General features: G+C 62.2%; 6 protein-coding genes. All 6 read left to right on the top strand.

Going from position 1 to position 12965, the window contains the following annotated elements; all coding sequences use genetic code 11:
• Positions 1–266 precede the first annotated feature (266 nt).
• The 6 genes from JNK74_10060 (at position 267) to JNK74_10085 (ending at position 12892) form a co-directional block, all read left to right on the top strand.
• Positions 267–7172 (top strand): acyltransferase domain-containing protein, encoded by a 6906-nt coding sequence (locus JNK74_10060; protein MBL7646519.1) that lies wholly within the window; start codon positions 267–269, stop codon positions 7170–7172.
• Positions 7173–7459: 287 nt separating this feature from the next.
• Positions 7460–8506, top strand: coding sequence for a 3-oxoacyl-ACP synthase III (locus JNK74_10065; GenBank protein ID MBL7646520.1), 1047 nt, complete (start codon positions 7460–7462; stop codon positions 8504–8506).
• A gap of 138 nt (positions 8507–8644) precedes the next feature.
• Entirely contained in the window at positions 8645–9025 is a 381-nt protein-coding gene (locus tag JNK74_10070; protein MBL7646521.1) for a GxxExxY protein, read from the top strand.
• A gap of 116 nt (positions 9026–9141) precedes the next feature.
• Complete coding sequence (locus JNK74_10075; protein MBL7646522.1) at positions 9142–10026, top strand: alpha/beta fold hydrolase; 885 nt, start codon at positions 9142–9144, stop codon at positions 10024–10026.
• Between the two features lie 194 nt (positions 10027–10220).
• Complete coding sequence (locus tag JNK74_10080) at positions 10221–11888, top strand: AMP-binding protein (GenBank protein ID MBL7646523.1); 1668 nt, start codon at positions 10221–10223, stop codon at positions 11886–11888.
• A complete protein-coding gene (locus JNK74_10085) occupies positions 11888–12892 on the top strand; it encodes an NAD-dependent epimerase/dehydratase family protein (GenBank protein MBL7646524.1) in 1005 nt (334 codons plus the stop codon). The genes JNK74_10080 and JNK74_10085 overlap by 1 nt, the downstream gene beginning before the upstream one ends.
• Positions 12893–12965 lie beyond the last annotated feature (73 nt).

The raw sequence follows: 12965 nt of genomic DNA on the forward strand, positions 1-12965 counted from the left end.
TTTCCGCCCTTCTGCGAACGGCGGTAACGCCAACGTCCGGATCAGTTCTGAGAAACGCCGCGGCGGCGGGACCAGAACGTCGACTTGGTCTTTGTTAGTCCGGGAGCTTACCCCCCTGCCCCCCCGCAAGCGGGGGGAACCATACTTGTCGAACTGAACCTCTTGGTTCCCCCCGCTTGCGGGGGGCCAGGGGGGTAAAACCTAGATCGTGTATCGCCCCTTTTTGGGTGGCGCGAAGCGTCATGAATGACGCTCCCTGGAACACTATGAAACAACCAGCTATAGCAATCGTGGGCATGGGCGGGATCTTTCCCGACGCCCCCGATCTCGATACCTTCTGGCGTAACATACTGTCGGGCAAGGCCTCGGCCAAGGAAGCCCCGGCGGATCGCTGGCTGCTGCCTGTCGACGAGGCCTACGACCCCGAACAGGGCAAGGCGGATCACGTTTATTCAAAGCGCGGCTGCTTTATCGACGGGGCCGTCCCGCTGAAACTCGACGCGCTGGATCTCGACGCCGAACTCGTATGCCAGCTCGACCCCATGTATCACCTGCTTCTCCATGCCGGTACGACCGCGATGGCGGATGCTGGCGCCCGCCAGTGGGATCACAGCACGACCGGCGTTATCGTTGGCAATCTTGCCCTGCCTACGGAGCAATCTTCGGCGCTGGCCCGCGCAATTCTCGGGCGCACCTTCGAGGAAAAAGTGTTGGGCGAAAGTCCCGACACCCCCATGCCCCATCCCCTGAACCGCTACGTCACCGGCCTCCCCGCCGCTGTGCTGGCGAAGGCCCTCGGCCTCGGCGGCACGGCCTACACGCTGGACGCCGCCTGCGCTTCCTCCCTCTATGCCATCAAGTTGGCTGTCGACGAGCTCCAGGCGGGCCGGGCCGATGTGATGCTCGCGGGCGGTGTTTCCCGCCCCGATCCGCTCTATACCCAGATGGGCTTCGCCCAGTTGCGCGCACTGTCTCCAACAGGCACGTGTTCACCTTTTGATAAGGCCGGCAACGGCCTCGTGGTCGGCGAAGGCGCGGGCGTCTTTGTGCTCAAGCGCCTCGACGATGCCATCGCCGATGGCAATACCATTCACGGCGTAATTCGCGGCATTGGTCTCTCCAACGATGTCGGCGGACGCTTGCTCGCCCCCACGTCTGAAGGCCAGCTCCGGGCCATGCGCGCCGCTTATGCCGCCGCAGGCTGGAAGCCCGAATCGGTTGGACTCGTCGAGTGTCACGCCACGGGCACCGCCGTGGGCGACGCCATCGAAGTGGATAGCCTGAAGCAACTCTGGGCGGAGGCCCCTTGGGCACCCGGCCAGTGCACGCTGGGCTCGGTGAAGTCGAACATCGGTCACACGCTCACCGCCGCAGGTTCCGCCGCTATGCTGAAAGCGCTCCTCGCGCTGAAGCACGGGCAGCTCCCCCCCACCGCGAGCTACCGGCAATCGCCGGAGTCCTGGAAACTGGGTGAAAGTCCCTTTGTGGTGCGCAGCGCTCCCGAAGCGTGGAATTCAGAATCTCCGCGCCGTGCCGCGGTCAGCGCCTTCGGTTTTGGCGGCATCAATGCCCACGTCCTCGTCGAAGAATGGATCGCACCGGACCGTGTCGCCCCGACCACCGTGGAGCCCCTCGAAGGGCCGGAGTGCCCCATCGCCATCGTCGGCATGGATGCTCATTTTGGCCCGTGGCAGGGACTCCATGCGGTGCGCCAACGCCTCCTCGGTGGCGGCGCGGAGGTGGCCCCCCAATCTCCCACCCACTGGCACGGCGTGGAACAGAGCGCCTGGTACCGCCGGACGGGGCTGAGCCGCAATGCCTTTAAGGGCTACTGGCTCGGCGAGATCGCCACGCGCCTGGATCGCTTCCGCATTCCGCCCAAAGAACTCGAAGAGATGCTGCCCCAGCAGTTGCTCATGCTCCAGGTCGCTGTGAACGCCTGGGAACATGCGGGCCACGCCGACTATGGCGATGAAGCCACCGGCGTCTACATTGGCGTGGGGCTGGACCTGAACACGACCAATTTCAACGTCCGCTGGTCGTTGCAGAAACAGGCGAAGGCATGGCTCAAGGCCCAGGGCGGCGATACATCGCCCGAAGCGGTCGAACAGTACCTTGCGACCTTGCGCGATGCCCTCACGCCCGCCCTCACGGCCAACCGGACCATGGGCGGACTTGCGAGTGTTGCGGCCAGCCGCATCGCCCGGGAACTCCGCTGCGGCGGACCCAGCTTCACCCTTTCGGGCGAGGAAAGCTCCGGCATCCACGCTTTGGAAGCCGCCACGCGCGCACTGCAGCGGGGTGAAATCAACCAGGCTATCGTGGGCGCTGTGGATCTCGCGGGCGATGTGCGCGCGGTGCTCGGCAGCCACCATCACAGCCCCTTCTCCCCCACGGGCGAGGGCGTGGGCCTGGATGCGTCTTCTGACGGCGCAATCATCGGCGAAGGGGCCGTGGCGTTTGTGCTGAAACGCCTGGAAGATGCCGAGGCCGATGGGGATCGCGTGATCGCCATCATCAAAGGCATGGGCAGCGCGGCCGGGGGCGGTGTGGATAGCGCCCGATCAGTGACGGCCTATCAGGATGCCGTGCAACGGGCCGCCCAGGACGGACACATCGATTTGGGCTCGGTGGAGTATGTCGAAGCCCACGGCAGTGGCGTTGCGAGCGAGGACGCCGTGGAGGCGGAAGCGCTGGCGGCCCTATATACCCATGATGACGCCACGACGGACCTCCAGCATTGCCTGGTCGGCACGGCGATGAACGATATTGGCCACACCGGCGCCGCAGCCGGCCTCGCGGGCGTGCTTAAGGCCGCCCTGTGCCTGCATCATGAAATTCTGCCGCCGCTGCGCCGGGTGACCGCGCCCATCGATGCCCTCACGAAAGGCACAAGCCGCCTGTGGGCGCCCGATGCGCCCCAGTACTGGCTCCACGACAAGGCGGCGGGCCCGCGACGCGCGGGAGCCAGCAGCATGACGCCGGGTGGCGGGCACACCCACGTGATCCTTGAAGGCGCCCCCATGGGCGCTTCCACGATTGCGCAGCCCCTGGGCCAACGTGAGGAGGCCCTGTTTATCCTGACCGGCGATAGTGCCGCGTCGCTGCTCGCCGGGCTGGAGCGCCTCAAGCAACTCGCACACCGCAACGGCGAAATGGGCATGGAATCTCTTGCCCGCGCATGGTGGCAACAGCACCCCGTGGCCCACCCCGCCCGCGCTATCGCCCTGGTGGCCCGGTCGGTGTCGGAATTGCTGGAACAGATCGAAGGCCTTCGTCAAGCCCTCACAAGCCAGCCCGAACAGGGCATCGGCGGACGCTTTCAGCCGCCCCGGGATCCGGCCGCGCGCGACCGCGTCTTCTATTCGCCGGATCCCCTCGGCGTAACGGGCAAGATCGCCTTCGTCTTCCCCGGTTCGGGCAATCACTACGCCGGGATGGGCCGCGATCTTTTCGCCCAGTGGCCCGCCATCCTTCGTGCGCAAGACACCTCGAACAACTTCCTCCGCCAGCAATATCAGCCGGACGTTTTCTGGCGCGACACACGTGACTTTAACCAGAACCATAAGGCCATGATCTTCGGCCAGGTATCCCTCGGCACGGCGGTGAGCGATCTCGTACGGAGTTTCGGCATCGAGCCCCAGGTGGCCATCGGTTACAGTCTGGGCGAAACCGCAAGCCTATTCTCGCTGGGTGCCTGGCGTGACCGCGATTTGATGCTGGACCGCATCGCCCATTCGCGCCTCTTCACCGACGAGCTCGCGGGCGACTGCAACGCCGCCCGGCGCGCCTGGCAGTTGCCCGGACAAGAGGCGGTGGACTGGGTGCTGGGCGTTATCGACCGCCCCATGAAGGTGGCGAAGCAGGCCCTGAAGCAGCGCAAGAAGGTCTATCCCCTGATTGCGAACACCTTCCAGGAATCCGTCATCGGCGGTAACCGCAAGGCGGTCGAGAAGCTCATCGCCAAGTTGGAGTGCCAGTTCATTCCCCTCGAAGGCGTGACCACCGTGCACTGCGATGTGGTGAAAGAGGTGGAAAAAGAATACCGCGACCTGCACCTCTTCAACACCACGCCGCCGAAGGGCATACAGTTTTTCAGCGGCGCCTGGGGCAAGAGCTATACGGTTAGCCGCGAAAGCGCGGCCGATTCCGTGCTGGCGCAGGCCATCGACGGCGTGGACTTCCCGGCCGTGATCGAAGGGGCCTACGCCCAGGGGGCCCGTTTCTTTATCGAAATGGGACCGGGCAATTCGTGCAGCCGCATGATCAGCCGTATCCTCGCGGACAAGCCCCACCTGGCGCGTTCGGTATGTTACGACGGCCACAGCGCGGTGTCGCTCGTATTGCGCACACTGGGCCAACTCGTCGTGGAGGGCATCCCCGTGAATCTCGATGCACTCTACGGCCATGGCGAGCCCGAAATCATTGCCGAGACCGACCGGCCGATGGTCCGTATCGCCGTGGGCGGCGGGCCCTATGTGGCGCCGCCGGTGCCGAAGGTGGAGCCCGTATACGCGCAGGCGAAGGCCCTCGCACAGGCGAGAATGAACAATAGGACGGATACGACCGATAGGACGGATAAGGAAAACACGGTCAATCGGTCCGATCAGTCGAATCGGTCAGATTGGGCACCCGCCGCCAGCGCGGGCCTCTCCCCCGCGCTGCTGGAAAGCGTCGCGCTGGCGGAATCCGCCGCGGCCTCGGCCCACGCCCAGTACCTCCATTTCGCGGACACCATGCAGCAGGTCATGGCGGGCGGAATCGCGTGGCAGATGCAACTGCTCACCCAACCCGGTGTAACGATCGCACCCCTCGCAGTGGAAGCACCGGTGCGCGCCGACGTAGTCTTCGACCGCGATCAGTGCATGGAATTCGCCATCGGCTCCATCGCAAAAATGCTCGGACCCCGCTTCGCGGAGGTGGACACCCATCCCACGCGGGTGCGCTTGCCCGATGAGCCCCTTATGCTGGTCGATCGCATCACCGCGCTGGAGGGCGAGCCCTGCTCCATGGGCTCGGGCCGCGTGGTCACCGAGCACGACGTGCTGCACAACGGCTGGTACCTCGACGGCGGCCACATTCCCACATGCGTCGCGGTGGAAGCGGGTCAGGCCGACTTGTTCCTTTCCGGCTATCTCGGCATCGATTTCGAGACGAAGGGTAAGGCCATGTATCGCCTGCTCGACGCCGAAGTGACCTTCCTCGATCACACGCCGGTGGCGGGCCAGATCATCCGCTACGACATTCACATCGACCACTTCTTCCGCCATGGCAATCCGTGGTTCTTCAAATTCTGGTTCGACGCCACGGTGGACGGAAAACCGTTGATGACCATGCGCAACGGTTGCGCGGGCTTCTTCACCGAAGAGGATCTCGCGGCGGGCCAGGGCGTGGTGGATTCGCGGCTGGCGCTGCAGAATGATCGCGGCACGCTGCCGGTCGACTGGCGCGAACTCGTGCCCATGGCCCCCGCATCGTACAACGACGCTCAGGTCAACGCGCTCCGCGTGGGCAATCTGGCCGGGTGCTTCGGCGATGCTTTCGCCGCGCTGCCGCTGCAGAATCCCGTTCGGATTCCCGATGGCAGGATGAATCTCGTCCATCGCGTGCTCGAACTCACGCCCGGTGGTGGCCGCTATGGTCTCGGCAGAATTGTGGCCGAGGCGGACATCCATCCCGACGACTGGTTCATCACGTGCCACTTCGTGGATGATCGCGTCATGCCCGGCACGCTGATGTTTGAGTGCTGCCTTCACACGCTGCGTATTTACCTCATGCGCATGGGCTGGGTGGCCGAGGCCGAGGCCGCCTATTGGGAGCCGCGCCTTGGAGTCACCGGAAAGCTCAAATGCCGCGGTCAAGTGCTGGAAACGACAAAGAAGGTGACTTACGAGGTCAACATCAAAGAACTGGGCTACGGTCCTCAGCCCTACGCCGTGGCCGATGCACGCATGTACGCCGACGGCAAGGCCATCGTGGATATCGGCGGCATGTCGATCCAGTTGCAGGGCCAGACCCGCGAGGGGCTTGAGTCGCTGTGGGCCAACGTTCGAAACAACGACGGCACGCCGCGTCCGGCGCTCTACACCTACGAACAGATTCTCGCTTTTTCGTCGGGCAAGCCGTCCGAGGCCTTTGGGGCGCCCTACGCGATTTTCGATCCGGGCCAACCCCGAAAGATCGCCCGCCTGCCCCGACCGCCCTATCAATTCCTGGATCGCGTCGTAGCGGTTACCGGCACGCCCTTCGTACTCGAAGCCGGGCCCACGGTGGAGGCGCAATACGACATTCCGGCGAACGAGTGGTATTTCGGCGCGAATCGCCAGACCGACATGCCCTTTGCCGTGCTGCTGGAGATCGCGTTGCAGCCCTGCGGCTGGCTCGCGGCCTATTGCGGCTCCGCACTCACCAGCGATATCGATCTGAAATTCCGCAACCTCGGCGGCAAGGCGATCCAGCACCAGGTGGTAACGGCGGCGACCGGTACCCTCACCGTGAAAGTGAAGATGACGGCGGTGTCGAATTCCGGCGGCATGATTATCCAGCACTACCATATGGCGGTACATGGCGCGACGGGGTGCCTCTACGAAGGCACGACCTACTTCGGTTTCTTCTCCCAGGCGGCCTTGGCCGATCAGGTGGGCATCCGCGAGGCCGTGCGCTATCAACCGACCGCTCAGGACATCGCCGCAAATGCGCCTCTCCCCTATCCAGTGGAAGCCCCCTTCCCCGACGACCAATGGCGTACGCTGGACCAGGTCACAGTCTATTCGCCCGAGGGCGGACCTGCGGGATTGGGCTTTATTCAAGGCACCCTGAAGGTCCGGCCCGACACGTGGTTTTTCCAGGCACACTTTTTTGAAGATCCGGTGTGCCCCGGCTCGCTCGGCCTGGAATCCTTCCTGCAACTACTCAAATATTTCGCAGTGCAACGCTGGGGTGCGGATGCTTCCACCCACTTCGAGACGATAGCCGTGGGCGAAGAGCACGAGTGGATCTATCGAGGTCAAATTATCCCCACGGACAATGAAGTGACGGTGGAGGCGGTGATCACAGGCATCGATGATGATCGGAGATTGATTCATGCCGATGGCTTTTTGGTCGTCGATGGCCGCGTGATTTATCAGATGAAGAAACTCAGTCTGCGCGTAGGGACAGCGTCGGACCCGTGACGTTGGCAGCAATAGAGCACTACTTAACCATCGCAAATCGACCGAGCGCGGTGAGCCACAACGTCCGGGGCTGTCCTGTCGTAAGGGAAGCGCACGGGACACGAAAGACGTTCTCAATCCGCGACATTGCCCCTGTATGCGGGCGCTGTTGTTGTTTAGCGTGCGCCTGGGCCACGACAGGACAGCCGCGCCGGTTGCGATTTCTTGCCCTCGTGCGAATTTAAATGTATCACCAGTAGATTGATTCGCGGACCGCAGACCTGTGGCGCCGCTGTCCCTGAGGTATCATGAAATACACCAAATCCTATATCGACACCATCGGCTACGAGCTTGCGCCCGTGGTGGTGAGTTCCGACGAAATCGAGGAGTCGCTTGCGCCACTCTATGAGAAGCTCCACATCCCCTTCGGGCAATTGGAGTCGCTCACGGGTATCCACGAGCGCCGGTGGTGGCCTGCGGGCTATGCCCTGAGCGATGGCGCCATCGCCGCAGGGCGCAAAGCCCTCGCGCAATCCGCCGTCACACCCGCCGACATCGGCGCGGTGGTGTATTGCGGCGTCGGGCGCGACAACTTCGAGCCGGCGACGGCCTGTCGCGTCGCGGCGGAGCTGGGCATCAGCGGCAATACCGCCATTTTCGACATCAGTAACGCATGCCTCGGTGTTATCAACGGGATCATGGACGTCTCCAACCGCATCGAGCTCGGCCAGATCCGCGCGGGGCTTGTGGTGTCGGCGGAAACGGCCCGGGATATTGTCGAAGAGACCATACAGAAAATGCTCGCGAACCCCACCATGCCCTATTACATCGAATGCCTGGCCACCATGACCGGTGGTTCGGGCGCGGTGGCGGTGCTGGTGACCGATGGATCGTTCCGCCCAGAGGAAGAGCAACACCAAGTCCTTGGTGGCGTGGCCCTCGCCGCGCCGGAGCACCACGGTCTCTGCACCTGGGGCCTGGAGCGCGTGGACGGTCCCCTGCGCAGGCAATTCATGAGTACGGACGCGGTTTCGGTTTTGAAGCATGGCGTGTCGCTAGGACTGGCGACGTGGGAGGCGCTGCTGGCGGAGATGGGCTGGACCCGCAATGAAGTGGACAAGGTGATCTGCCACCAGGTGGGCCATGCGAACAAAGACGCAATCCTGAAGTCGATACAGATCGCGCCGCAGAAAGACTTCGCGACCTTCGGCTACCTCGGCAACATGGGGACGGTGTCATTGCCCATCACGGCGGCGATTGCAAGCGAGCGCGGGCATTTGGTCGCGGGAGACCGGGTGGCCTTTCTGGGAATTGGCAGTGGTTTGAACTGCATGATGCTGGGACTGCGCTGGTAGTATCGAAGAGACCAACCACAAATGGACACGAATTCACACGAATAAGAGCATCGACGACACGACGCCAAGCCAGCGATTTCCCTGCGGTTCAAGCAACCGAAGCAAATGCGAATAAAGGAAAATAGGAGGGCAAATGGTATGAGCGAATCCGGCAAGATAGTTCGTGGAAAGGAAGTTTACGAAATAATTGGTTGTGCGATGGAGGTGATTAACTCCGTAGGGCATGGCTACCACGAGAAGCCTTATGAAAATGCATTAGTCGTTGAGTTCGGACTCCGTGGCATTCCGTTTCAACAGCAGCCGAAATTCGAAATCGTGTATAAGGAAGTACCCGTGGGAATCTACATTCCCGATCTCATAGCCTATGGCGATATCATTATCGACACAAAAGTAATCGACAGAATTACCGACCGCGAGCGCGGACAGATTTTGAACTACATGCGAACCGCTCGCTGCCGCGTCGGGCTCATAATCAATTTCCGATATGCAGAACTCGAATGGGAACGGTTGGTGCTGTGAAGCCAATAGGTGCTGCGAGAGAAAAACCCTCTTATTCGTGTATTTTCGTGTCCATTCGTGGTTGAATTTTTCTTCCAAATACTTCGGTGATTGTTCACCTGTGGATTGAAAACTAGATGTCCGTTCAGAATTTCCCCTTCAAACCAAAACACATCAACCGCAACGGCCTCAAATACAACTATGTCGACGAAGGCCAGGGCGATCCCGTGGTCATGGTCCACGGCAATCCGTCGTGGTCCTTTTATTACCGCAACCTCATCGACGCGCTGAAGGGCCAATACCGCTGCATCGCGCCGGACCACATTGGCTGCGGGTTGTCGGATAAGCCGGGCGATGACCAGTACACCTACACGCTCAAGAACCGCGTGGATGACCTGGAGGCGCTCCTCGATCATCTGGATGTCACGAAGAACGTCACGCTTGTCGTCCACGATTGGGGCGGCATGATCGGCATGGCCTGGGCCACGCGCCATCCGGAGCGGGTGAAGCAGATCGTGGTGTTGAACACTTCGGCCTTTCACCTCCCCGACACAAAGCGCTTTCCATTGGGCCTCTGGATCTGCCGGAACACCTGGTTGGGCACCGTCCTCGTGCGCGGCTTCAACGCTTTCGCCCGCGGTGCGGCGTGGGTCGGTTGCAAGCGCAATCCCATGCCGAAGGAACTGCGCGACGCCTATTGCGCGCCCTACGACTCGTGGGACAACCGCATCGCCACGCTCCGCTTCGTGCAGGATATCCCCCTGCGTGGCGAAGACCCGGCCTACCCCATCGTGACGGAGGTGGAACTGAAGGCGAAGCAATTCGCCGACCGTCCCATGCTCATCTGCTGGGGTCTGCTCGATTTCGTATTCGACAAGCATTTTCTCAAACTCTGGACCGACCAATTCCCCCAGGCCGAGGTGCATCGCTTTACCGATTGCGGGCATTATATTCTGGAAGATGCGAAGGACGAGGTGATTGGGCTTGTACAGCGCTTTCTGGCGCGAAGTCTGCCGACGTGACAAGGTAGACATCGCCAAGCGGGAGCGCGGGTTTTCTTACCCGCGTTTCGTGTGCCAAAGGCACACGAAACTTACACGGACTGGAAAGTCCGTGCTCCCGCTTTCGCATCAAACCTCGAATAGAACACGCCACTTTGCGGTATCATGAGGGAATACAGCAGGCGCCATCCGGGGCAACGCATGAGGAATAGACCATGACCACCGAAACACCAACCCTACCGGGCAACATCGCGGCCCATCTGCCGCGGATGGCCGCGCTCCATCCCGATCACCTTGCGGTAAGCGTTCAGCTTCCCGGTGGGAGCACGGGCCGCCACAAGTATGCCTCATACACGCTGAAGCAGCTCGACGACCAGAGCGATCGCATCGCCCACGGACTGGACCGTATCGGTATTTCGCGCGGCGTGCGGACGGTGCTCATGGTGAAGCCGAGCCTGGAATTTTTCGCGCTGACCTTTGCCCTGTTCAAAGTGGGCGCGGTTCCCGTGCTGGTCGATCCCGGCATGGGCATGAAGAATCTCAAGACCTGCCTGGCCGAAGCGGAGCCGGCGGCTTTCATCGGCATTCCCAAGGCCCATGCGGCCCGGCAATTACTCGGTTGGGGCAAGCCAACCATCAAGACCCTGGTGACCGTGGGTCGCAAGCTCACCTGGGGCGGCTACACCCTGGACGGCATCACGCTGAAGGACAGCAAGTCCTTCGCACCCGTGGAGCCGAAGCCCAATGAAACCGCCGCGATCCTCTTCACCAGCGGCAGCACGGGCGTGCCCAAGGGCGCGGTGTACACCCATGAAGTCTTCAACGCGCAGGTCGAAATCCTGCGTGAGAACTATGGCATCACCCCCGGTGAAAAAGATCTGGCCACTTTCCCCCTCTTTGCCCTTTTCGGCCCGCCGCTGGGCATGGCCGCGATTATCCCCGATATGGACGCGAGCCAGCCCGCCGCATCAAATCCGCAGCATATCAGCGACGCGATCCACGATCACCAGGCCACGAATCTCTTCGCCTCCCCCGCGCTTATCGAGCTCGTGGGGCAGCACGGCATCGCGAACGGCGTCCTGCTGCCCAGTTTGAAGCGGGTCATCTCCGCAGGTGCCCCCGCATCCAATCCGTCCCTGGCGCGCTTCTGCAAGCTGCTGGCGGACGGCGTGGAGATTTTCCCGTCCTATGGTGCGACGGAGGCCCTGCCCGTGGCCTATATCGGCACGAACGAACTGCTCAGCGAGACGGTCGAAGCCACCGACAACGGCGCGGGCGTCTGCGTGGGCCGCTCCGTGCGCGGCGTGGAGGTGTCCATCATCCAGATCACCGACGACCCCATCCAGCATTGGTCGGACAAGCTTCACTGCGCGCAGGGCGAGATCGGCGAGATCACCGTCACGGGACCCGTGGTCACCAAGGCCTATTTCAACCGACCCGAATCGACCAACCTCGCGAAAATCAAGCACCCGGACCTCGGCATCATCTATCACCGCATGGGCGATGTGGGCTACTTCGATGAGAAAGGGCGCCTCTGGATGTGCGGGCGCAAGGCCCACCGCGTTGTGACGCCGGAAGGCACGCTGTTCACCATTCCCGTGGAGCGTATTTTCAATACCCACCCGGCGGTAAAGCGCACGGCGCTGGTCGGCGTGGTGAAAGGCGGAATCACTATCCCCATACTTTGTGTGGAAAAATCCGGCAACACCGGTGGCCTCGACGACGAAGCCCTGCTTGCGGCGCTCAAGGAGATCGGCGGAAAACACGATATTACGCGCCCCATCCACCATTTTCTGTTTCACCCCAGCTTTCCGGTGGACGTGCGCCACAACGCAAAGATCTTCCGTGAGGCACTGGCCGAGTGGGCCAAGGATAAGATTTGATGAAGGTATTGGTAACGGGCGGCGGCGGCTTTCTCGGCGGCGCGATCATTGACAAATTGTTGGCGCGCGGCGTCGAAGTGCGCAGTATTTCGCGCGGAAAGTATCCCGTGCTGGAAGCCAAAGGCGTGGAATGCATCCAGGCGGATCTCTCCGACGCGGAGGCGGTGACCGCCGCGACCACCGACTGTGTCGCCGTGATCCACACGGCGGCCAAGGCGGGCGTCTGGGGCGACTACCAAGACTACTTCGACGCGAACGTGACCGGCACGCGCAATGTCATCCTCGCGTGCAAGGCCCACGCCGTGCCGAAGCTGGTCTACACCAGCACGCCGAGCGTGACCTTCGCCGGTGAGGACGAAGACGGCGTGGACGAGTCCATGCCCTATGCGGAGAATTTCCTCTGCCACTACGCGGAAACCAAGGCCCAGGCCGAGCGCGATGTCCTCGCGGCGAACGGCGGCACCCTCAGCACCGTGGCGTTGCGCCCCCACCTCATCTGGGGACCCGGCGATCACCACCTGGTGCCTCGCGTCATCGCGCGGGCAAGAGCGGGTAAGCTCAAGCTCGTGGGTAGCGGAAAAAACCGTGTCGATGCGACGTATATCGACAACGCCGCCGATGCGCACCTTTGCGCGCTGGATACCCTCAGCCCCGAGGCCGCATGCGCGGGCAAGGCCTACTACATTTCCAACGACGAGCCCATCCCCATGGGTGCGCTCATCAACAAAATTCTGAAGGCGGGCGGCCTGCCCCCCGTCACCCGGAGGGTCCCTCCGGCCATGGCCTACTTCGTCGGCGCGTCCCTGGAAAAAATCTACGGAGCGATGGGCAAAGACGAGGAACCCATCATGACCCGCTTCGTCGCCCGCCAACTGGCGACCGCCCACTGGTTCAATATATCCGGAGCAAAGCGCGACCTGGGCTATCGGCCTTCCGTGAATATGGACGAAGGCATGCGGCGACTGGAAAATTGGTTGAAGTTGAATCCGCATGAACCGGATTGAGCGTTTCGTGATTTCACCCGCGGCTCGTCGCCGCGCTATACTCAAGTGCCCTGGCCAAGGCAACTGGAAAATC

This window comes from Candidatus Hydrogenedentota bacterium (genome assembly GCA_016791475.1).
Taxonomy (GTDB): Bacteria; Hydrogenedentota; Hydrogenedentia; order Hydrogenedentales; family JAEUWI01; genus JAEUWI01.

What these genes read in the sequence shown, in the direction of transcription:
- JNK74_10065 (MBL7646520.1), top strand. Translation starts at nt 7,460, where the DNA reads ATGAAATACACCAAATCCTATATCGACACCATCGGCTACGAGCTTGCG.
- JNK74_10075 (MBL7646522.1), top strand. Translation starts at nt 9,142, where the DNA reads ATGTCCGTTCAGAATTTCCCCTTCAAACCAAAACACATCAACCGCAAC.
- JNK74_10080 (MBL7646523.1), top strand. Translation starts at nt 10,221, where the DNA reads ATGACCACCGAAACACCAACCCTACCGGGCAACATCGCGGCCCATCTG.
- JNK74_10070 (MBL7646521.1), top strand. Translation starts at nt 8,645, where the DNA reads ATGAGCGAATCCGGCAAGATAGTTCGTGGAAAGGAAGTTTACGAAATA.
- JNK74_10060 (MBL7646519.1), top strand. Translation starts at nt 267, where the DNA reads ATGAAACAACCAGCTATAGCAATCGTGGGCATGGGCGGGATCTTTCCC.
- JNK74_10085 (MBL7646524.1), top strand. Translation starts at nt 11,888, where the DNA reads ATGAAGGTATTGGTAACGGGCGGCGGCGGCTTTCTCGGCGGCGCGATC.